Genomic DNA, 22,272 nt, shown 5'->3' with positions numbered 1-22,272 from the left:
GGCAGCGAGCGTCGGGTTCCGCCGAGCGAGCCCACCCGACGGTCGAGTGCGGCGGAACGTCGGTCAGTACAGTTCCCGTATTTCGACGGCCCGGGCCATCGCCGCCAGTCCGGCGTCGTTCGGATGCACATGGTCACCCGTGTCGTAGCGAGGTGCCAACCTGCTCGGATGCCCCGGATCCCGCACCACGGCGTCGAAGTCCACCACGGCATCGAACGCTCCGGATTCGCGGATCCACTCGTTGACGGCCCGCCGGTCGGACTCGCCCGCGGCGTTGTAGCGCGGTGCGCCCTCGAAGGGTGTGATCGTCCCGCCCACGACGCGGATACCGGCCTCGTGCGCCCGGGCGATCAGTTGTTCGTAGACACCGATGAGCTCGCGCGACTCCACGGCCCCGGCGCTGTGGTGGATGTCGTTGATGCCCTCCAGCAGCACCACGGTTCGCACCCCGGTCTGGGACAGGATGTCGCGTTCGAACCGTGCGATCGCCGGTTCACCGCCGAGACCGGCGTCGGTCAGCAACCGGTTCGCGCTCAACCCCGCGTTGAGCACCCCGAGTTCGCGCGGTTCCGGTCGTTTCAGCAGCCGATCAGCGACCACGTCCGGGTAGCGGTGGTTGGCGTCGAGCGTCGACCTCACGCCGTCGGTGATCGAGTCGCCGAAGAACACCACCGAACCGGCCGAATCGGTGCGGACGTCGACGCCGTCCAGGAAGTAGCGTGCCGTGCCGATGGACTCGTAGTTCTCCCCCGAGCCGCTCGTGGCGTCGCCCGGCGCGAGGAAGGTGGTCGACCTGCCCTCGTAGTGCACCGAGGCCCGCCCGGTGGATTCGGGAAGGTGCACGCTGATGACGAGATCGCTGTTGTCGGCCACGTCCAGTTCGACCGGGTCCGAGACCCACTCCGCACCCACCGGAACCGTGGTCGAGGACCGGCCGTCGAACGTCACCGGCACCGCGGTGGTGGGGTCGATGTTCGGGGTTCCCCGTTCGCCCCGGCGCGGGGTCACAGTCACCGCTCCCACGGACAGCGGTTTCGTGCCGTGGACGTTCGTCAGGCGCAGCCGGAATCGGTCACCGCCCACCGACAGATGCGCGACCTGGCGCAGCGTCTGATCGTGGAAGTGCTGGGTCTCCGGCCGGCTGTCCGGCGGAGTCACGGCCGCTGCCCAGGAGCCCACCCACTCCGAGCCGCCCGCGTGCGGCTGATTCCGGTGGTCGGACGCCGAGGAGGGCGTGACCAGCAGCAGGGTGGTGGCCGCTACCGCGAGGAGATACCAGAGTCCCCTGCGGGGCGCCGTTCTTCCGGAACCGGTGTTGTGCGACACGACCGACCTCGGCAGCTTCGTCGTGGGGTTTGAATCGTTTCAACCGGAACCTATTCCCCCGCTGCCCGGACGGCAATACTCCGGGTGGCGGTACCGGATCCGCGCGACTGGATCCGCGCGCGAGTGGAACTCCCGGTCACGACTGGTCCGCGACGTTGGTCATGACCCTGCGCGAAGCTGGCCAGGACAAAACAGCCAGGCACACTGCCCCGGAGTGATCGTGGCCGGTCCACGTTTCCGGGCGTTCCGGTTCGGTTCCTCGTAGGACATGACGTCGAGCTGACCGGCCGGGCAGCGGATGATTCCCGTGGTGGCACCGGATCGTGGACCGAATTTCACCCGGCAGGGGTGAGCTCGTCCCGGCACCGAACCGTGGAACCGGAGTGGGTACGAGCGTGAGTACCGCCATGCTCCGAGGAGTTCTCGTGGACCGCCCAGACGTCCCGCTGCCGAGCCGGGTCGGTTCCGGCACAATCCGGCACGGAAACCACCGCGCGCCCCGCCACGGCGGGATCGAGGCGCGCGGACCGGGTTGAGCTCGTGACCACATCGCACCGGACACCGAGTTCCGGCGGAGGGAAAGCCCACTTGACGACCGAACCGGCGGCTTCGCGGACCGCTACGCCCGCCTCGCCCCAGAACCACGCACTGTCGGAGAACCACGCCTCGCTGATCGTGCAGGGCGAGGACCGCACCGGCATCGTCGCCGCGGTCAGCGCGGTGCTGAGCGGGCACGGCGCGAACATCGTCTCGTTGGACCAGTACTCCGACGACCCGCAGGGTGGTGCGTTCTATCAGCGCACGGTGTTCAGTCTCGCCAACCTCAAGGCCGTGCTTCCCACGATCGAGCGGGATCTGGAAACCGAGTTGGCCGAGGGCTTCGACCTCGGTTTCACGTTGCGCGACATGTCGGTACCCAAACGCGTCGCCGTCTTCGCGTCCAGGGAGGACCACTGCCTGCTCGACCTGCTGTGGCGGCACCGGCGGGGCCAGCTGCCGGTGACCATCTCGATGGTCGTCTCCAACCACACCGACACCGCCGACGAAGTGCGCGCCTTCGGCGTCCCGTTCGTGCACGTGCCCACGGGTGAGATGGGCAAAGCCGCCGCCGAGGCCGAACACCTGCGGCTGCTGCGGGGCAACGTGGACTTCGTCGTGCTGGCCCGGTACATGCGGATCCTGTCCGGCGACTTCATCGCGAGCCTGGGGGTGCCGATCATCAACATCCACCACTCGTTCCTGCCCGCCTTCATCGGTGCGGCTCCCTACGCCAAGGCCAAGGAACGCGGGGTCAAACTCGTCGGAGCGACCGCCCACTACGTGACCGAGGACCTCGACGAGGGGCCCATCATCGAGCAGGACGTGGTGCGGGTGACCCACGCCGACACCGTCGTCGACATCCGGCGTCGTGGTGCCGACGTCGAGCGCACCGTGCTTTCCCGTGCGGTGCGGTGGCACAGCGAGGACCGCGTGATCCGCACCGACAACAGCACCATCGTCTTCGCCTGATCGAGGAGCCGGAACGGCTGAGCCGGTGGCCCGGACCGGCGTCGGAACCGGGCCGTGATCGCCGCGCGAGGTGCACAATGTGGATATGCGCGAGGCGGAGCACACCCTCGAAGGGCTCGTCGGGTTCGCTCGCGCGCTGCGCCATTCCGGGATGCGGTGTGGCCCGGCGCGGGTGCGTTCCTTCCTGGACGCCACCGAGCACGTCGACTTCGCCGATCGTGATCAGCTGTACTGGGCGGGCAGGCTGACGCTTTGCTCGGACCCTGACGACCTGCCCCGCTTCGATGCGGCGTTCCACGCCTGGTTCGGCAGGCTGGTGGAGACGACCGAACTCCGGCAGGAGCAGCGCAGACAGGTGCGTTCCCGTGCGCTGCCACTGGGCGGTGACGAGCCGGAGTCGGCCGAGTCGATCGAGGCCGAACAGCTCGCGGCCGCGGGGGACGTGGAGGTGCTGCACCGTCGTGACCTGGCCGAACTCGGCGAGGAGGAGCGCGCCCATCTGCGGCGGATGATCTCCTGGCTGGATCCGCGTCCACCGCGCCGTCCCGCGCTGCGTTGGCGCCGGGCGCGCGACGGGCGACTCGACCCCGGCGCGACCATGCGGGCCATGATCCGAACCGGTGGTGAACCGGTGCGCCTGGTGCGGCGGACACGCGGTGATCGGCCGCGCAAGGTCGTGCTGCTGATCGATGTCTCGGGGTCGATGAGTCCTTACGCCGACGCGTTGCTGCGCTTCGCGCACGTGGTGGTGCGGGCAGCACCGGCCAGCACGGAGGTTTTCACCCTCGGCACCAGGCTCACCCGGGTGACCAGGCAACTGCGGCAACGTGACCCGGAATTCGCGCTGACCGCGGCCGGGCGGGCGGTACCGGACTTCTCCGGTGGTACGCGGCTGGGAAGCACGCTGCGCGCGTTCCTGGACCGGTGGGGGCAGCGCGGGGCCGCTCGGCAGGCGGTGGTGGTGCTGTTCTCGGACGGCTGGGAGCGCGGGGACACCGCCGAGCTCGCCGAGCAGATGATCAGACTGCGTAGGCTGGCGCACGCGGTGCTGTGGGCCAACCCGCACGCGGGTCACGAGGGCTACGCCCCGGTGCAGTCCGGCATAGCGGCGGCGCTGCCGCATGTGGACGGGCTCGTCGCCGGGCACAGCCTCGCCGCGCTGCGTGAGCTGTGGCAACGGGTGCGAAGTTGTTCGGAGTCGGCCGCCACAGGCCGCCCCGCAGGCGATTCCGTGGAGGTGAGTGGTGCGTGACGTACTCGGTGCGCTCCGGCGGCACTGGGAGTCCGGAAGCCCCGTAGGGGTGGGCACCGTGGTGGCGACCTTTTCCTCGGCGCCGCGCGCGCCCGGCGCCGCCATGCTGGTCGACGGGAGCGGCGAGGTCGCGGGCAGCGTTTCCGGAGGGTGCGTGGAAGGCGCGGTCTACGAAACGGCCGGTTCGGTGCTGGCCGGTGACCCGCCGACGCTGTCCCGCTACGGTGTCAGCGACGACGACGCGTTCGCGGTGGGACTGACCTGCGGCGGAATCATCGACGTCTTCGTGGAGCGCGTGGATCGCGAGTCCTTCCCCCGCTTCGACGAACTCGCCGACTCGGTGGCGGCGGGTGAGCCGGTCGCCGTGGCGACCGTGATCGAGGCACCGGACGAGTCCCGGGTGGGCAGGCGGGTCCTGGTGTGGCACGACCGGAGCGAGGGCGAGCTGGGGTCGGACCGGCTCGATGACGCGGTGGTGGACGACGCCAGGGGGATGCTGGCCACGGGCAGAACCGGGGTGTTGGAGTACGGTCCGGACGGGCAGCGGCGCGGCGAGGGGCTGCGGGTGTTCGTCAACTCCTTCGAGCCGCCACCCCGGATGCTGGTGTTCGGTGCCATCGATTTCGCGGCCGCCATGACCAGGGTGGGAGCCTTCCTGGGGTATCGGGTGACCGTGTGCGACGCCCGCCCGGTATTCGCCACCTCCAGCAGGTTCCCCGACGCGCACGAGGTCGTGGTGGACTGGCCGCACCGCTACCTGGAGGCCGAGGCACGGGCGGGGAGGTTGGATTCCCGCACCGCGGTGCTGGTGCTCACCCACGACCCGAAGTTCGACGTGCCGGTGCTGCGTGTCGCGCTGCGGCAGCCGTTGGCCTACGTCGGGGCCATGGGCTCGCGACGTACCCACCGCGACCGGCTCGAAAGGCTGCGTGCCGAAGGGGTGACGGACTCCGAACTGGCCGCGCTGTCCTCGCCGCTGGGGCTCGACCTGGGGGCGCGCACCCCCGAGGAGACAGCCGTGTCCATCTCGGCCGAGCTGATCGCTTCCCGGTGGGGCGGAACCGGTCAGCGACTTTCCCGGCTGGAGGGGGCCATCCACCACGAGCCGGAGATGCCCGAACGTTCCCGGTCCGCCGAGCAGTAGGAGTCGGCAGAACCTATCGGACTCGAGCGGGCCTGCCGGGCTCGTGCGGTCCGGTTGAGCCTCACCGGGCGGCCGAGCCGCTCGGTTCAGACGCTGCGCAGCACCGATACCACGATGCCGAGGACCGCGGCGTCGTCGCCGTCGATCACTTCGTGGGCCGGGTTGCGCGGTTCGAGCAGCACGTGGCCGCCGCGGCGGCGGTAGACCTTGACCGTGGCCTCCTCGTCGAGCATCGCCGCGACGATCTGACCCGAGTGCGCCTCGGGCTGCTGGCGCACCACGACCACGTCGTCGTGATTGATCCCGGCCTCGATCATCGAGTCGCCCCTGACCCGCAGGGCGAACACGGTGCCGCGTGCGGCGAACTCCCGTGGCAGCGTGAGTACGTCGTCGACGTGCTCCTCGGCGGTGATCGGGGTGCCCGCGGCGATGTCGCCGACCACCGGGACGCTCACCCGGTCGCCGCTCGGCTCCCGCGCCGAGGAGTCCCCCAGGAACATGCGCACGTCGATCGGTCGCGAGACCGTGGTTCCGCGCCGCAGGAAACCCTTCCACTCCAGGCTCGCCAGGTGCTTCGAGACCGAGGAGGACGACCGCAGCCCCACGGCGTCACCGATCTCGCGCGTGCTCGGTGAGTACCCGTGTTCCACCACCCAGTCCCGGATCGCGGCCAGGATGCGCCGCTGGCGTGGTGGCAGGGTGGAGGTGTCCGGGTGGTCGAGATCGTCGTAGGTGGTCACGGGCGTAGATGGTAGATGCGGGCCCGGGAGATTCGATCACCGGTGTGCCGGGGCGGCCGTCGGGCGGAACATCGTCACCCTGCCGTGTGAAGGGGATTCGGGTGGGGGTGGCGTCGATTTCTCGCGAAATCGCCGGGGCTGGGGAAGTGTCGTTGCGTTTGTTTCGTTTGTTGCGGATAATACGGTTGTATCGACTCGCAGGAAGGGTGTGATCGTGATGTCGCAGTCGATGCTCGACTCCGTGCAGCCGAGTGAGCCGGACCGCGAAACGGCGGTGGCGGCGTTACCGCGGGTACGGCACTACCTGAACACGCACGATCACTCCACGGTGCGGTTGACGGTCGACGACTTCGAGCGGGAAGAACTGGTCGTACCGCGTTCAGCGGTGAGGCTCTTCGAACGGATCCTCGCCTACATGGCAGCGGGCGCCGGCACCTCGATCGTTCCGACGAACGAGGAGCTCACCACTCAGGAGGCCGCGAATCTGCTCAACGTGTCCAGGCCTCATCTGATCGGGTTGTTGGAAGCCGGGAAGATCGACTACCGCATGGTCGGTACCCATCGTCGGGTGAGCGTCGAGTCGTTGTTGCAGTACATGCGCCGTGATGACCACGACCGGCGTTCGGCGGCCGATGAGCTCACCCGGCTGAGTCAGGACATGGGAGTGTGAGTGTCCTTCGTCGTTGTCTACGACGCGAACGTTCTCTACGGCAGCATTCCGCGGGATCTGCTGATTCGAGTCGCGCAAGCCGGGCTGGTTCAGGCCAGATGGACGCATACGATCCTTGACGAGGTGTTCGACAACCTCATGATCAATCGGCCCGAGCTGGACCGCGAGAGGCTTTCGCGAACCAGGCAGCTGATGATCGAGTCGGTTCGTGACTGCCTGATCGAGGACTACGAACCTCTGGTCGAGGTCGTCGAATTGCCCGACAAGAACGATCGGCATGTACTGGCCGCGGCCATCAAAGCTCGCGCTCAGGTGATCATGACGAACAACATCGGTGATTTCCCCTCGGATGTACTGGCGAGGTGGGATGTCGAGCCCAAGACGGCCGACGCTTTCCTGGCCGATCAGGTCCATCTCGACAAGTCCAAGGTTTTCGGAGCGATCCAGCGTATGGCCGATGCCTACCGGAATCCGCCCATGACCACCGAGGATCTGATTCGTAGGCTCGACGAGCAGGGGCTGGTGGAAACGGTGGCGGCACTGCGGATCTGAACTCACCTGGGACCGGTGGAGCCGATTCGATCACCGGTGTGCCGGGGCGGCCGTCGGGCGGAGCACCGTCACCCTGCCGTGTGAAGGGGATTCGGGTGGGGTGGCGTCGATTTCTCGCGAAATCGCCGATCACCTGATCGTGTCGCTCAAACCGTGTGTCGCTACCCGGGTACGTTGTGTGCTCTTCGGGATCATTGTGTCGAGTCGCAAGGGGCTTGCCTCGCCGCCGTGGGCGTAGCAGCCTCGAAAGTGTGACAGCAGTCACTGTCGAGAGGTGCTTTCGTGATGGTTCGGTTGCTCGGGCCGGTCGGCCGCAGCGGGCCGGGCGCTACCTCGTGCTCGTGGGAGTGCTCGCGAGCGGTCACCGCCGCGCCGCGGTTCGCGGTCCGTCGGTTCCCACGCGGCGAAGCGTTCCCGTGATTACGTTCCGAACCTTCCGAAGGGACCCCGAGTCGTCGTCCCCATGCATGTCCGCACCATGCGGGCAGGCTCCGTGAAGGAGGCCCGATGCCGCGCATAACCGTCGAGGTCGACGGAACCACCTATACCGACGAGGTACAGGCCAGAACGCTGCTCGTGCAGTACCTGCGTGATCAGCTCGGCAAGGTCGGCACCGTCGTCGGTTGCGACACAAGCAACTGTGGTGCCTGCACGGTCCATATGGACGGGCACAGCGTGAAGTCCTGCTCGGTGCTGGCCGTGCAGGCCGACGGACACGAGGTCACCACCGTCGAGTCCCTGTCCCGCGACGGGCAACCGCACCCGATGCAGCGGGCGTTCCACGACAACCACGCCCTGCAGTGCGGATTCTGCACGCCGGGAATGATCATGCAGGCGTTGGACCTGCTCGCCGAGAACCCCGATCCCGACGACGAGCAGATCCGCGAGGGACTGGAGGGAAACCTCTGCCGGTGCACCGGCTACCAGAACATCGTGCGTGCCGTGCGTGATGCCTCCCAGCGGATGCGGGCAGGCGCGGGGCCCGCGATGGAGCACTCCGGAGAGGCCCCGGCCCCGCGCACCTCGACCGAACAGACCACCCAACAGCGGGTAGCCGGAGGACAGTCATGACCGCCACACCGGTGAGTCCCACCGAGTCGGAACTCGGCCGTTCCCGCAAGCGCAAGGAAGACGCGCGCCTGGTCGCCGGCAGGACGCGCTGGACGGACAACATGACCGTCCCCGGGATGCTGCACATGGCGGTGCTGCGCAGCCCGGTCGCGCACGCCCGCATCACCTCCGTCGACACCTCCGAGGCACGGCGCATGCCCGGGGTGCAGGCCGTGGTCACCGGTTCCGACATCGCACAGCGGCAGGGCAGCCTGCCGTGCGCCTGGCCGATCACCGAGGACATGAAGGCCCCGCCCGCACCCGCCATGGCGGTGGACACCGTCAACTTCGCGGGCGAGGCGGTGGCCGTGGTCGCCGCACGCAGCGCCGCCGAGGCACGCGACGCGCTCGACGCCATCGACATCGACTACGAGGACCTCGACGTGGTGCTCGACATCGAGTCGGCCGCCCGGGACGACTCGCCGCTGGTGCACGAGGACCTCGGCACCAACCGCAACGCCACGTGGACCTTCGACTCGGCCGAGGCCGGGACCGGCAGCGACGTGGACGCGGCGCTGCGCGAGGCCGACATCAGGCTGGACCGCACCTTCCGGCAGCAGCGACTTATCCCGGCCTTCATGGAGCCCCGCTCGGTGCTGGCCGATCCGACCGGCGAGCAGTACACGATGTACTCGGCCACCCAGGTTCCGCACATCCTGCGCACCATGCTGGCCATGACGCTGGGAACACCCGAGCAGAAGATCCGGGTGATCGCCCCCGACGTCGGCGGTGGCTTCGGTGGCAAGCTCCAGGTCACACCCGAAGAGATCCTGGCCTTCCTGCTCGCCGAGCAACTCGGACGGCCGGTCAAGTGGACCGAGTCCCGCTCGGAGACCATGGTGGCGGGCCATCACGGACGCGACCAGGTGCAGCGACTCTCGCTTGCCGCGCGCTCGGACGGCACCGTCACCGGTCTCGACGTGAAGCTGCTCGCCGACATGGGGGCCTATCTGCGGCTGGTCACACCGGGGATTCCGATACTCGGCGCGCTGATGTTCAACTCGATCTACAAGTTCCCGGCCTACCGGTTCAGCTGCACCAACGTGTTCACCAACAAGACGCCGACCGACGCCTACCGCGGCGCGGGACGTCCGGAGGCGACCTTCGCCATCGAGCGCATGATGGACGAACTCGCGGCGGAGCTCGACATGGATCCGATGGAGGTCCGCCGCAGGAACTGGATCGGCCACGACGAGTTCCCGTACACCACCGTCGCCGGACTGACCTACGACTCGGGCAACTACGAGGTCGCCACCGACCGCGCGATGGAGATGTTCGGCTACCAGCAGCTGCGCGACGAGCAGCTGCGACGCAGGCAGTCCGACGACACGGTTCAGCTGGGTATCGGGATCTCCACCTTCACCGAGATGTGCGGGTTGGCTCCTTCCAGGGTGCTGGGGTCGTTGTCCTACGGGGCGGGTGGCTGGGAGAACTCCCAGGTGCGCGTGCTGCCCACCGGCAAGGTCGAGGTGGTCACGGGGACCTCGCCACACGGCCAGAGCCACGTGACCTCGTGGAGCCAGATCGTCGCCGACCGGCTGGGAGTGCCGTTCGATGACGTGGAGGTGCTGCACGGGGACACCCAGAGCTCACCGCGCGGGCTGGACACCTACGGGTCGCGCTCGCTCACCGTCGGCGGCATCGCCGCCGTGCACGCCGCCGACAAGGTGATCGACAAGGCCAGGCGGATCGCGGCGCACATGCTGGAGTGCTCCGAGGACGACCTCGACTTCGCCGGCGGCAGGTTCGCCGTGCGGGGGACCGACAAGGGCATGGCGATCACCGACGTGGCGCTGGCCGCGTTCACCGCGCACGACCTCCCCGAGGGCGTGGAGCCCAACCTGGACGCCGAGGCGAACTTCGACCCGGAGAACTTCTCGTTCCCGCACGGCACCCACCTCTGCGCGGCGGAGGTGGACACCGAGACCGGCGCGGTGCGGATCAGGTCGTACGTCTGCGTGGACGACGTGGGCAGCGTGGTCAATCCGATGATCGTGGAGGGGCAGGTGCACGGCGGTCTCGCGCAGGGCATCGCCCAGGCCCTGTACGAGGAGGCCGTCTACGACGACGACGGCACGCTGACCACGGCCACCTTCGCCGACTACCTGGTGCCCTCGGCTGTGGACCTGCCGGAGTTCCACACCGATCGCACCGAGACCGACGCCACCTCGAACCCGCTGGGTGTGAAGGGGGTCGGTGAGGCGGGCACCATCGCGTCGACCCCAGCGGTGGTCAACGCCGTGGTCGACGCGCTCCGCCACTACGGGGTGAACGACGTGCGGATGCCGTGCTCCCCGCAGCGGGTCTGGCGCGCGCTGGCCGGTGCCCGAGCCGGTTCCTCGACCGGTTCGGAGTCCGGCGGCGGACTCGGATCGATCGACAGCGGTGGCGGTTTCGCCACCGGAGCGAGTGGAGGTGCGCGGTGATTCCAGCCGAGTTCGAGTACGTGGCACCGTCCACGGTGGAGGAAGCGGTACGGACGCTGGACCGGGCGGGCGACGACGCCAAGGTACTGGCGGGCGGCCAGAGCCTGTTGCCGGTGCTGCGGATGCGGATGGCCGACCCCGGCCTGGTCGTCGACCTCGGCGGGATTCCCGAGACGAAGGGGGTCCGCGAGGACGGTGACGCCCTGGTGATCGGGGCGATGACCAGCCATCACGAGGTGATGCGTTCCGACCTGGTGCGACAGCACGCCGAACTGGTGGCGCTGGCCACCCGTACCGTGGCCGATCCGCAGGTGCGCCATCGCGGCACCTTCGGCGGTTCGCTGGCCCACGCGGATCCGGCGGGTGATCTGCCCGCTCCCGTACTGGCCATGGACGCGGAGATGGTGATCGCCGGGCCGTCCGGCAGGCGGACAGTGCCCGCCGCCGAGTTCTTCGTGGACTACTTCACCACCGCGCTGGAGTCCAACGAGGTGCTGGTCGAGGTGCGGCTACCCAAGTACACGGGTTGGCGTGCGCACTACGAGAAGTTCAACCGTGTCGCCCAGGCGTGGTCGGTCGTGGGAGTGGCGGCCACCCTCCTGGTGCGGGACGGAACCGTGGCACAGGCACGGGTGGGGTTGACGAACATGGGCGCCACGCCGGTGCGGGCGCGTGGGGTGGAGCAGGCCCTGCTCGGCTCCCCGCCGAGCGGGGAGGCCATCCGGCAGGCGGCCGCGCACGCCACGGAAGGCACCCAGGCCGGCAGCGACGCCAGTGCGGAGGCCGACTACCGCGAACACCTCGCCGAGGTGCTGACCGGCAGGGCGCTGGCCACGGCGGCCGGTGGGTAGACGCGGCTGTTCGGTTCGACGTGGGGGCTCCGGATCGCGGTACCCGAGCCCCCACTGTTCGGCACCTTCCCGGCGCGCGGTCCCAACGGTTCGTAACCGGAAGTGATACGAGTAGGAGGAGCAGTGCGGCTCGAACACGAATTCACCGTCCCGGTTCCGGCCGATGTCGCGTGGCCGGAGTTGCTCGATCCCGAACGGGTGGCCCCCTGCATGCCGGGAGCCACCCTGAAAAGCGCCGAGGGCGAGGAGTTCTCCGGCTCGGTGAAGGTGAAGCTGGGACCGGTGTCGCTGATGTACAAGGGCAACGGCAGTTTCACCGAGGTCGATCACGAGGAGCGCCGCGCCGTCATCGAGGCGAGCGGCAAGGATTCGCGTGGCAACGGTACGGCTTCGGCGACCGTCACGGCCCGGCTCGCTTCGGAGGGAACGAGCACGAGAGTCCATGTGGACACCGATCTGAAGGTCACCGGCAAACCCGCACAGCTGGGCCGTGGGCTGATCTCCGACGTCGCGCAGAAGCTCATCGACCAGTTCGCGGAGTGCCTGGCGGGCAGACTCGCCGGGAGTGGATCGGAGGCGGTCACTGGGCAGGAGGCAGCCACGGGGGAGAGCGTCGCGCGGCAGGGCACCGAGGACGCGAGCACCACGACGAGCTCACCGGAGTCCTCGCGACAGCAGGCCGCGGCGCAGCCGGGTGCTTCCACCCCCGTCGGCCCCGCCGGAAACGGTTCCGGTCCCACCGCGTCGAACGACGGCGACCGGGCCACCGCGAGTCCCGCTTCCGGTTCCGCCACCGGGGAAACGAGCGGTGGTGCCTCGACCCCGGCCGGGACCGGCCCAGGCTGGAAGGTCACCGAGGCGGAGAGCGGGGAGAGCTCCCGCTCGACCGCCCGGTTATCGGCGGTGCGCTCGGGCGATACGGGAGATACGGGAGCGGCGTCCACGAGCGGGTCGAACGATGCCGTGGATCTGCTGGGCACGGCGGGTATGCCGGTGCTGAAGCGGGTCGCTCCGGTGGTCGCCGGGCTGGCGGCGTTGACCGTGTTGTTCGTGCTGCTCCGCAGGAGAGCCCGTCGCGCCGGGTGAACCGGGAGCGCGGCTGTCGAGCTGTCGGTCCGAGCACTCGACGAAGGTGGGGCCGTTCCGGTCGCGGCCGTCCCGCGGGGCATTCCCCGGCTTCCGCGGCAGGCCGAGTTCGGCCGGGCCATCCGGGAGATCCGGACGCGCCCGACCGAACCGGCGGCTTCCCACTGGTTCCCGAGGTCCTACTGGTCGCCGGAGCCGTCCGCACCGAGCAGTGAGTCCGCGATGCCGTTGGCGTTGCCGAGCGCACGCATCGCCTCGTCCGCATAGGCCTCGCCCCGACCGCTCTCGGAGCCCGCGCCCTGCTGGGAGTGGCCGGTCGTGAACGCCTCCGAAGTCAGCTTCGGCAGCAGCTGCGACAGCAGCAGGGTGGACAGTCCCGACTGCTCACCCCCACCACCACGCACGATCACGGGACGCGGTGCCCGCTCGGCGAGCCTGGCACCCACCTCCAGCCTGCGTCGGGCCAGTTCGTAGTGCAGCACCGCGCGGTTGTCGCGGTAGGACTGGCCCAGCCGCTGCCTGGACTTCGCCTCGTTCTGCGCCTCGGTCAGCGTCGCCCTGCCGCGCGCCTCGATCTCCCACTGCGCCCGCTGCGCCTCGGTCTCCTGCTCCTCCAGCTGCCTGGCGACATCGCGCCGAGCCTGGTTGCGGGCCGCTTTCACCTCGACCAGTTTGGCGTCGCGGGTCTTCTTGGCGCGCTCGATCTCCATCAGCAGGTTGTCGATCCGACGCTTGCGGGTCAGCTCCCACTCCCGTTCGTAGGCGCTGAGCTCCTTGGCGACCCGTTCCCGGGTGGCGAGGTGCTGCTGGTACTGGTCCGGTAGCTGCACGTCCGGGATGTTGGCGCCGAGGATGCTCACCCCGTACTTGTTGAGCTGCCGGTTCAGCGTCGCCTGCATGTCCTCGACGTCGCTGCCGCGCAGTTCGTAGGCCTCCTCGGTGTGCACCTGCCTGCCGCGCTGCCGGATCGCGTCCTGCACCGCGCTGGACAGCACCACGTCGAAATTGCCCGCCCCGATGGTGCGCACGAAGTCGATCGGATTGTCGATGCGGAACTTCAGGAAGAACTCGATCGCCTTCAACGGCACGTCCTCGGAGGTGGGGCAGGCCGCGACGGGAGCGTTGTACGGGATCTCGGTGGTGGTGTCGACGACGAACTCCACCTTGTCCCAGGGCCACCACAGGTAGTGCCGACCGGGGGAGAGGGTGCCGGTGAACGCGCCGTAGCGACTGCGGATGCCGGTGGTGCCCTGCTCGATCTCCACGATCGAAGCACGCCACAGCGCGATCGCGGCGAGCACCAGCGCCAGGGCAGCGGCGATCCCCGTGGACACGGCGACCACGCCGCCGCTGAACGCCGCCGTGCCCGCGAGGTAGAGCGCCACGAACAGCAGCGCGACCCAGCCGACGCTCCGGCCGTCCTTCGGGATCACCACGGGGACGAGCCTGCCCTCGTCGCCGCCACGAATGAGCTCGCGGACCTTCGACCACGGCGCGACCACATCGGTGATCTTGGAAAAACCGCGTTGTGGGGTGGACATCACAGCTCACCTGCCTGCTGTTGTTCGCCGTCCCGGGTCTCGCCGTCCCGAATCTCCTCGGTGGGCGTCCCGACGGTGCCGTCCGGATCCGGTCCGGTCGCGGAAGGTGCCGGAGCGTCCGCCACGCCGGTGAATTCCGCCGCCGCGGTATCCGCTTCGGGTGATTCGGTGTGTCCACCCGCCGCCAGCAGTCGCTCGATCTCGGCCTCACGACCGCTGATGCGCTCCCGAATCGCTTCGGTGCGCTCCCGGATCGCGGCCACATCCGATTCGGACAGCCCCGCCGCGCCCTCGTGAATGCCCAGCATCCGCCGTGCCGCCGCCGGGTAGTCGATCTCGTCCTGGTCGCCGAGCGAGACGAGCACCGGCAGGTGCTCCGCCAGACTCTCCAGCTTGTCCAGCACGTCCTTCTCGTAGTGGTATTCCAGGATCTCCGGATTGTTCGCGGCGCTCACCGCACGGATGTCCAGCGCCTGCGCCTCCAGTAGCGCGGAGTTGGCGTTGGCGGTGCTCTCGGCTTCCACGAAGCGCTGTCGCGCCTGTGCCTTGGCGCGGTTGGTCTCCCGCTCCAGCGCGGTGTCCATCTGCGCCTGGTAACTGGCGATCTCGGCCCTGATCCCGGACAGGCTCTCGTTCATCGAGGCCAGTTCCTTGTTCAGATCACCCTCGTCCTGCTCCTTGCGCAGGCTGAGCTCGTACTCGTAGGTGTAGGCGTCCTTGGCCATCCGCACCATCTCCGGCGCGGCGAGGTCGGCCCGGTACTGCTGGCTCGACGGCTCGGCGTGGGTGATGTTGGCGCTGGTCAGCCGTACGGCGGGCAGGAACTGCTCGTTCAGGCTGTCCAGCAGTTCCTGGGTGCTCTCCCCGACGAGGTCGTAGATGTCCTCCGCCCGCTGCTGGTAGATCAGACTCCGAGTGACCTCGCTGACCGCGTTGGACAGCTTGTCGGAGAAACCCGAGACGGCACCGAGCGCGAACATGAACTGCGTCGGGTCCTCGATGCGGAACTGCAGGAACAGGTCGACCGAGGCCTTGATGCCACCTCGAGTGGGTGCCTCACTGATGGGGGCGTTGAACGGGTACTCCCGCGTCGTGTTCAGCACGTAACTGACTTTCTTGCGGGGGTCGAGCAGCACTGTGCGGCCCGGTCCGACGGTGCGATCGAGCTTGCTGAACTTGGTGATCATCGCCTGGCAGCCCTCCGGCACCATGACGACGCTGCGCCGTGCCCACAGCAGCACGGCCAGAATCACCAGCAGCGTCCAGATCTGCGGGCCGAACCAGGCCGTCCCCACGCCGGTCAACCGGGTCGCCACCAGACCGATCACCGCCAGGAAGACCAGTCCGAGCACCGGTATCGCGAGGGCGGTGATCGCGTTGCGCTTGGGGATCACGACAGGGCAGATGACATTGACCCACTCCCCGTCGCCACCCCGCTCCAGAGTGGTGTTGCTGACGATCGCACCGACCTCCTCCATCGGTGCGTTCCGCTGCTCTATCCGGGTACCCGCCGAGCTGCCCTGTTCCCGCGCGGAGAGGAAGTCACCTGGGTCGATCGCGAACCCGTCGTCGCCGCGCTCGGCGGCCTCACCGACCGTTTCGGACAGATCCTGTCCCTCGCTCACCGCGGACATGGCTCGACGCCCGGCCGCTGCGATGGTCATGCGCCTCGCTCCTTTTAGAGCTCATCGTCGAAAAGCCGGTTCGAACGATCGCCGACCACCAGGGGTCGGACCGTTCGACCGAGTCCACGAAATCTTTCGAACGGATCGTTCGTGGTCACGGAACCGTCCGCACTCGTAACTCGCGACAGCGATGTTCGGGGAAGTCGAAATCCCGGTGCCGCCGTCGTGCGGTTGCCAGAGGTTATCGCACACGGCGGGAAACGCGCGGCGATTTCGTCGTATCCGAGCCGGGAATTCGATCTTTCCCGCCGTTTTCGCGCGTTTCGTCTCTTCCACCGAGGACTGTTTTCCGCTGCCGCGAACTCGATTATTCCGGTTCGTCGACGTCGCAACGTGGCATGACGTCGTGCACCCGTCGCAACCGGTCCAGCCAGCGGTGTTGCGTCTCCGCCGGAGGTGTGGCCGCAGCGACCAGCGCGGGGGAGGGGGTGGGGGCGCGTCGCGGTACCGGCAGCCATCCGTTCACCGGCAGCAGGGAGTCGCTGACCATGTCGCCGTCCAGCAGGGCCACCGTGCCGAGGCCACAGGCGAAGGGCAGGTCCGGCAGCGCCCCGGCGAGAGCGAGCTGCGCGGCCAACCCCACACTGCTCTCCACCGCGGAAGAGACCACGCAGGGAAGTCCGCAGGAGTCGGCCACCCGCAGCGCGCGTCGGACCCCGCCCAGCGGGGTCGCCTTGATCACCGCCACGTCGGCCGCCTCCGCGACCGCCACCCGCAGCGGGTCAACCGCCCGCCGAATCGATTCATCCGCCGCTATGCGCACGTCCACACGCCGCCGCACGACAGCCAGCTCCGGCACCGTGGGGCAGGGCTGTTCGACGTACTCCAGGCCGGAAGCGGCGCGGTCGAGCTCGCGTATCCGCCGCACCGCCGTGTCCGTGTCCCAGGCGGCGTTGGCGTCCACCCGCACGGCCCCGGAACCGCCCAGCGCGGCCCGCACCGCCACCAACCGTTCGATGTCGGCCGACTCCGGCTGGCCCGCTTCGGCCACCTTGACCTTCGCGGTGTGACAACCGGAGTCCGCCACGATCCGGTGGGCCCGCTCCGGATCCACCGCCGGAACGGTGCAGTTGACCGGCACGGCGTCACGCACCGGCTCGGGCCAGCTCTCGAAGCAACTCTCCAGGGCGGTGCGCAGCCACGGGACCGAATCCGCGTCCGAGTAGTCCTCGAACGGGCAGAACTCCCCCCAACCCGCGGGGCCGCTGAGCAGCACGCCCTGTCTGGTCGTGACTCCACGGAACCTCGTACGCATCGGCAGACTGTAGACGCGCACCGCGTCGAGTTCGGCCAGGTCGAGTTCGCGATCGGTGGAGCACATGACTTCGATCCTGGCACGTGCGTACCAACTCGGGCAGGGGTTTGCCCGGAACACCACACCGTCGGCGGTGGTAGTACCTACTCGACGTCGGGCCTCGCCGGAGCGAGAGCCCGTGAGAGGTTCCGCCACCCGAACACGGCGAAAAACCGAGCCGACGAAGTCCCGAGCTGTGCGGTCAGGCCACGCTGGGCCTGCCGATGTCGAAGACGTCGACCTCGAAGCGTGCCCACTGCTGCCGCAGCGCCGCGACGCCCCGGTCGAGCGCGAAGTTCAGTTCACCCAGGGTGACCGGCAGCAGCGTGAACACCTGCAGCTGTTCCACCCCCTGCGCATCGGTGAACCGGGTGAACTCGGGCGGGAACAGCGGGTGCCCACCCGCCAGCAGCGCGTGGAACTCGGTACCGGCCAGCAGCGGTTTGTCGTTCGGCACCAGCTGGTCCGGCACCAGGTGAGTCCCGTTCCGCACCAGCAGTTCCGCCGAGATGTCCACCAGGTACCGGGCCGCTTCGGCCTGCTCCCGGTAGACCGTGCACGCCAGCTCCTGCGCGGGCTCGGCACCGATCGGTTGAAAACGCAGCCCGGAACTGATCACCGAGCTGAGGTGGTACTCGTCCAGATGGAAGAACACCAGGCCGTAGCCGCGGTCGGGGCCGTGCACGTTCGGTGGTTCCGCCTCGGACGGTGTTCCCGCGTACCGTTCCAGGTTCTCTGCCAACCCGACGAAGCGGTGAGCCCCGCCTATCGCGGGTGTCGCGTCGTTCCCGGTGCTCATCCTGGCCCTCCAGCATCCTCCGCCTGCGGTGGTGTCCAACTACGGGCTCCGAAGCGGGATCGGCCCACCACGAGCCGCGCCCCGCGTCCCCAGGGGCGGGGCAATCGCCCCTCACCCGTCCACATCGGGAACGGCAGGCCCCAGCAGGTCCTCGGAGTCCATTATCCGGTAGGCGTAGCCCTGTTCGGTGAGGAAGCGTTGCCGGTGTGCAGCGTAGTCGGTATCCAGGGTGTCCCTGGCAACCACCGAGTAGAAGTGCGCCTGGCCGCCCTCCGACTTCGGTCGCAGCAGCCTGCCCAGCCGTTGGGCCTCCTCCTGCCGCGAACCGAACGTACCGGACACCTGCACGGCCACCGAGGCCTCCGGGAGGTCGATGGAGAAGTTGGCGACCTTGGAGACCACCAGCCGGTTGATCTCCCCACGCCGGAAGGAGTCGTAGAGGGCCTCGCGCTCCTTGTTCCTGGTCGAGCCCTCGATGATCGGAGCGTCCAGCTCCTGGCCCAGTTCGTGCAGTTGTTCCAGGTAGGCACCGATCACGAGCGCGGGCTCGCCGGGGTGCTGGTCCAGGATCGCCCGTACCACCGACGCCTTGGTCCGTGCGGTGGCACACACCTTGTAGCGCTCCTCGGCTTCGGCGGTGGCGTACTCGATCCGTTCGTTCTCGGTCAGCGTCACGCGCACCTCGGCGCAGTCGGCGGGCGCGATCCAGCCCTGCGCCTCGATCTCCTTCCACGGTGCGTCGAACCGCTTGGGGCCGATCAGCGAGAACACGTCGCTCTCCCGACCGTCCTCCCGCACGAGGGTCGCGGTCAGGCCGAGGCGACGCCTGGACTGGAGATCGGCGGTCATCCGGAACACCGGTGCGGGAAGCAGGTGCACCTCGTCGTAGACGATCAGCCCCCAGTCCCGGGACTCGAACAGGTCGAGGTGCTGGTACTCGCCCTTGGACTTGCGGGTTATCACCTGGTAGGTGGCGATGGTGACCGGCCGGATCTCCTTCTGCTCGCCGGAGTACTCGCCGATCTCGTCCTCGGTCAGCGAGGTTCGCTCCACCAGTTCGCGCTTCCACTGTCGCCCGGCGACCGTGTTGGTGACCAGGATCAGCGTGGTGGCGCCCGCTTCGGCCATGGCCGCCGCGCCGACCAGCGTCTTACCGGCGCCGCAGGGCAGCACGACCACTCCCGAGCCCCCCGCCCAGAAGGAGTCCACGGCCTGTCGCTGGTAGTCACGCAGCTGCCACCCGTGCTGCCGCAGCGAGATCGCATGGGCCTCGCCGTCCACGTACCCTGCCAGGTCCTCGGCGGGCCATCCCAGTTTGAGCAGGGTCTGCTTGAGCCTGCCGCGTTCGCTGGGATGCACCACCACGGTGTCGTCGTCCAGGCGCGACCCCACCATGGGTTTGACTTTCTTGCTGCGCAGCACCTCTTCGAGCACGGCACGGTCCCGCGCCGTCAGCACCAGGCCGTGCGCCGGGTCGTTGGACAGCTCCAGCCTCCCGTAACGCCCCATCGTCTCGACGATGTCGACGAGCAGTGGCTGCGGAACCGGGTACCTGGAGTTGTTGACCAACGCGTCGACCACCTGTTCGGGGTCGTGCCCCGCGGCTCGTGCGTTCCAGAGCGCGAGCGGCGTCACCCGGTAGGTGTGGACGTGTTCCGGTGCTCGTTCCAACTCGGCGAACGGTGCGATCGCGATTCGGGCCTGCTCGGCCCCGGGGTGATCGACCTCCAGTAGGACGGTCTTGTCCGATTGGACGATCAGCGGTCCGTCAGTCACGTGCTCGCTCCTGGCTGAACTGGATCGGTGCTGGTGTGCGCGGCGTGGTCACCACCGGCGCAACGGGTTCCCGGCCGTCGAGTATTCCACCGCCGACGGAGCGTGCCACAGTGTCGCGCACCACGGTACCCGTCGACGCGACCCGCGGGACGGATGTCGATCTCGCGCGAGATCGGTGCCCACTCGCGCGGATGTGCGGCTCGACACGGTCTCGTGAGCGTCCGCCGCGTCCGGCGGCGCGGAGGACAAAACTCCTGTTGCGGTGAGATTCCATTGCGACAACGCTTGTCCGGTTCGTCGGAAAACGAACTCCCGGCATGTCGCCCGCCTCCAGTATCTTCTTCGTCCGAAAGAGTGAAAGCTATCGAAGAGGACGGCGTGAGTACTCCATCGCAATCACCCGACCCGGCGGAACAGCCCGAACAGCAGCGGGCAGCGGAAGAGTCCGCCCTCGGAGCCGAAGAAGAACAGCCCACCTCCGAAGCGGGAGAGGGCAAGGCTCGTAAACCGCTGGTTATCACACTCACCACGCTCGGCGTGGCGGTGCTGCTCGGAGTCCTCGGAACGTTCGCCCTCGGGCCGCTACGGTCGAACATCACCGAAGCGATCTCGGGTTTCACGGGACCGAGCATCGAGAAGGGTGACTGCCTCGACATGGTCGACGCGAGCCTGCAGAGCTTCGAGGAAGAGAAGGTCGAGTGCGGGTCCGACGCCTCTGACTACAAGATCGTCAAACACCTGACCAACGAGAGCTGCTCCGAAAAGCGGGCTTACGAGGTGTTGACCATCGAGAGTGACGTCTACTGCATGGTCCTGGACGTTACCGCCGGGGACTGCCTGTGGGTGCAGGACAAACAGCACCTGGACACCAAGGTCGGCTGCAAGTCGGACAAGGCGACGTTCAACGTCACCAAGGTCGCGGACAAGGCGGACAAGACGGTGTGCGCCCCCGGCTCCTACTACGCGATCTACCCCGAGCCCGCCCGCACGGTGTGCATGAAGGAAATCGGCGGTAAGGGCTGAAGCACTGGGATGATCATCCCCGCGAACGGACTCGTCGAGTGCTCGTTCGATACCGACGGTGCCGACCCGCGATCCCGCGGGCGGCGCCGTCGTGGTTCTCCCGCGGCGCGTTCTCCCGTGGACGACGTTCGTGCGCCGTAACTCGGGTCACGCGATGTCGGACGTGATGTCGCACCGGTCGCGAGGAAACCCACCCGCGCTCGGGTGACCGGAGCCGCCCGCCGCCGAGCGGTGGCGGACGGCTCCGCGCGTCGTGGGTGGGTCGTGCCGTGCGCGGGTCAGCTCGAGTCGCGTGTCGCCGCGTTCTCCTTGGTGGGTTCGGTGGATTCAGCCGCTCCGGAGGTCCCCGGTTCGGACTCCACCTCGTCGGCCTCGGAACCCACCGCTGTCTCGGCCACCGCTTCGGTTTCGGAGTCCGCTTCGCGGGCCTCCCCCGATTCCGCGTGGGAATCCCGTTCCTCATCGGGAGCGGCTTCCTCCGCCCCGGGCCGGTCCTCGTCGGACCCGGCCCGGTCCTCGTCGGACTCCGGCTCGGTCTCGGAATCCGGCTTCGCATCGTCGGTCGATTCCGCTGTCGCGGCCGATTCCGCGTCGTCTTCCGGAGTCGTGTCCTCGGTACGCTCGGCCGCGTCCTCCGGAGTCTCCTCGGAGGCGGGTTCGTCGGCGACCTCCGCGGGCTCGGTGCTTCCCGGGGTGGCCCGCTGCTCACGGCTTCGCAACAACCGGGCTATCTCGCCACGCAGCTGAACGAAGGTCTCCGACTCGCGCGTACTGATCTGGTCGCGGTCCTCACCGAGTTCGACCGGCAGATCGGCCACTATGGAGGCGGGGGACTTCGACAGCACCAGCACCCGGTCGCTGAGGTACACGCTCTCGTCGATGTCGTGGGTGACCAGCAGAATCGTCGTGTCCTGCTCCTTGCGCACCTGCAGCAGCAGATCCTCGAGCTCGAACCTGGTCTGCGCGTCCACCGAGGCGAAGGGCTCGTCCATCAGCAGCAGCGCGGGACGGCAAGCCAGCGCCCGGGCGATGGCCACGCGCTGCTGCATGCCGCCGGAGAGCTGCCAGGGGTACTTGCGTTCCGAACCGGACAGTCCCACCCACCGCAGGGTCTGTTCCGCCCGTTCGCGGCGCTCGGACTTGCCGATGCCGCGGGAGCGCAGCGGGAACTCGATGTTTCCGCGCACGCTCATCCACGGGAACAGCGAGCGGCTGTAGTCCTGGAAGACGACAGCCAGGTCCTCCGGAACACCTCGCACCAGGTCGCCGTGCATCCGCACCTCGCCGCGACTAGGCGTGATCAGGGAGGCGAGGCAACGCAGCAGCGTCGACTTGCCGCACCCCGAAGGGCCGACGATGCAGGCCAGCTGGCCCGATTCCACGTCGAACGACACGTCGCCGATCGCGGTGTGCTGTTGACTGCCCGCGTAGGTGTGGCCCAACCCCGTGACTTCCAGCATCTTCGGCACGGTGTCGCTCCTGTCGGTT

Annotated in this window: 17 protein-coding genes and 1 pseudogene; 10 read left to right on the top strand and 8 right to left on the bottom strand. The window is 68.5% G+C overall.

The annotated features are described in order from the left end of the window. Positions 1-63 precede the first annotated feature (63 nt). Positions 64-1,326 carry an SGNH/GDSL hydrolase family protein gene (locus BM150_RS13875; protein ID WP_092927673.1) on the bottom strand — a complete coding sequence of 421 codons (1,263 nt, stop codon included), beginning with the start codon at positions 1,324-1,326 and terminating at the stop codon, positions 64-66. 648 nt (positions 1,327-1,974) lie between these two features. Here BM150_RS13875 and purU point away from each other — a divergent pair. From purU to BM150_RS13860, 3 genes are all read left to right on the top strand, one after another. Continuing rightward, positions 1,975-2,835, top strand: a complete 861-nt coding sequence (purU, locus tag BM150_RS13870; protein WP_175496833.1) for a formyltetrahydrofolate deformylase — start codon at positions 1,975-1,977, stop codon at positions 2,833-2,835. Positions 2,836-2,920: 85 nt separating this feature from the next. Beyond that, positions 2,921-4,087, top strand: coding sequence for a vWA domain-containing protein (locus BM150_RS13865; protein WP_092927671.1), 1,167 nt, complete (start codon positions 2,921-2,923; stop codon positions 4,085-4,087). Beyond that, positions 4,080-5,231, top strand: coding sequence for an XdhC family protein (locus BM150_RS13860; protein WP_092927794.1), 1,152 nt, complete (start codon positions 4,080-4,082; stop codon positions 5,229-5,231). Before BM150_RS13865 ends, BM150_RS13860 begins: the two co-directional genes overlap by 8 nt. 86 nt (positions 5,232-5,317) lie before the next feature. Here the strand turns inward: BM150_RS13860 and lexA are convergent, their stop codons facing one another. Beyond that, positions 5,318-5,971: a transcriptional repressor LexA gene (gene lexA, locus BM150_RS13855; RefSeq protein ID WP_092927670.1), complete on the bottom strand. Its 654-nt coding sequence runs from the start codon at positions 5,969-5,971 to the stop codon at positions 5,318-5,320. A gap of 217 nt (positions 5,972-6,188) precedes the next feature. Between lexA and BM150_RS13850 the strand changes: the two genes are divergently transcribed. From BM150_RS13850 to BM150_RS13825, 6 genes are all read left to right on the top strand, one after another. After that, positions 6,189-6,641 carry a helix-turn-helix domain-containing protein gene (locus BM150_RS13850; RefSeq protein ID WP_092927793.1) on the top strand — a complete coding sequence of 151 codons (453 nt, stop codon included), beginning with the start codon at positions 6,189-6,191 and terminating at the stop codon, positions 6,639-6,641. Continuing rightward, the gene (locus BM150_RS13845) at positions 6,642-7,193 is read left to right on the top strand and encodes a PIN domain-containing protein (RefSeq protein ID WP_092927669.1); all 552 of its coding nucleotides are present in this window, start codon (positions 6,642-6,644) and stop codon (positions 7,191-7,193) included. It abuts the gene before it with no gap. Positions 7,194-7,700: 507 nt separating this feature from the next. Next, positions 7,701-8,264 (top strand): (2Fe-2S)-binding protein, encoded by a 564-nt coding sequence (locus BM150_RS13840; protein WP_092927668.1) that lies wholly within the window; start codon positions 7,701-7,703, stop codon positions 8,262-8,264. After that, on the top strand, positions 8,261-10,729 hold the full coding sequence (locus BM150_RS13835; protein WP_092927667.1) for a xanthine dehydrogenase family protein molybdopterin-binding subunit: 2,469 nt from the start codon (positions 8,261-8,263) through the stop codon (positions 10,727-10,729). The genes BM150_RS13840 and BM150_RS13835 overlap by 4 nt, the downstream gene beginning before the upstream one ends. Next, positions 10,726-11,580: an FAD binding domain-containing protein gene (locus BM150_RS13830; RefSeq protein WP_092927666.1), complete on the top strand. Its 855-nt coding sequence runs from the start codon at positions 10,726-10,728 to the stop codon at positions 11,578-11,580. Before BM150_RS13835 ends, BM150_RS13830 begins: the two co-directional genes overlap by 4 nt. Before the next feature lie 123 nt (positions 11,581-11,703). Further along, entirely contained in the window at positions 11,704-12,666 is a 963-nt protein-coding gene (locus BM150_RS13825; protein WP_092927665.1) for an SRPBCC family protein, read from the top strand. A 179-nt stretch (positions 12,667-12,845) separates the two neighbouring features. On the opposite strand, the gene BM150_RS13820 is transcribed toward BM150_RS13825, so the two are convergent. The 5 genes from BM150_RS13820 to BM150_RS13800 form a co-directional block, all read right to left on the bottom strand. Further along, the gene (locus BM150_RS13820) at positions 12,846-14,207 is read right to left on the bottom strand and encodes an SPFH domain-containing protein (protein ID WP_092927664.1); all 1,362 of its coding nucleotides are present in this window, start codon (positions 14,205-14,207) and stop codon (positions 12,846-12,848) included. Continuing rightward, complete coding sequence (locus BM150_RS13815; RefSeq protein ID WP_092927663.1) at positions 14,207-15,871, bottom strand: SPFH domain-containing protein; 1,665 nt, start codon at positions 15,869-15,871, stop codon at positions 14,207-14,209. The genes BM150_RS13820 and BM150_RS13815 overlap by 1 nt, the downstream gene beginning before the upstream one ends. Positions 15,872-16,199: 328 nt before the next feature. Further along, the gene (locus tag BM150_RS13810; protein WP_092927662.1) at positions 16,200-17,213 is read right to left on the bottom strand and encodes an o-succinylbenzoate synthase; all 1,014 of its coding nucleotides are present in this window, start codon (positions 17,211-17,213) and stop codon (positions 16,200-16,202) included. Between the two features lie 175 nt (positions 17,214-17,388). Further along, positions 17,389-17,985, bottom strand: a complete 597-nt coding sequence (locus BM150_RS13805) for a suppressor of fused domain protein (protein WP_092927661.1) — start codon at positions 17,983-17,985, stop codon at positions 17,389-17,391. Positions 17,986-18,096: 111 nt separating this feature from the next. Beyond that, on the bottom strand, positions 18,097-19,761 hold the full coding sequence (locus tag BM150_RS13800) for a DNA repair helicase XPB (protein ID WP_092927660.1): 1,665 nt from the start codon (positions 19,759-19,761) through the stop codon (positions 18,097-18,099). Between the two features lie 378 nt (positions 19,762-20,139). Here BM150_RS13800 and BM150_RS13795 point away from each other — a divergent pair, with 378 nt between their 5' ends. Then, complete coding sequence (locus BM150_RS13795) at positions 20,140-20,784, top strand: LppU/SCO3897 family protein (RefSeq protein ID WP_139219529.1); 645 nt, start codon at positions 20,140-20,142, stop codon at positions 20,782-20,784. 706 nt (positions 20,785-21,490) lie between these two features. Here the strand turns inward: BM150_RS13795 and BM150_RS25100 are convergent. After that, positions 21,491-22,253 (bottom strand): annotated as a pseudogene (locus BM150_RS25100) (ABC transporter ATP-binding protein); the annotation flags it as partial. Positions 22,254-22,272 lie beyond the last annotated feature (19 nt).

This window comes from Actinopolyspora alba (genome assembly GCF_900112765.1).
In the GTDB taxonomy this organism is placed as follows: Bacteria; Actinomycetota; Actinomycetes; order Mycobacteriales; family Pseudonocardiaceae; genus Actinopolyspora; species Actinopolyspora alba.
Note: the sequence above shows the minus strand (reverse complement) of the source record. Positions and strands in the feature narration are given on the sequence as shown.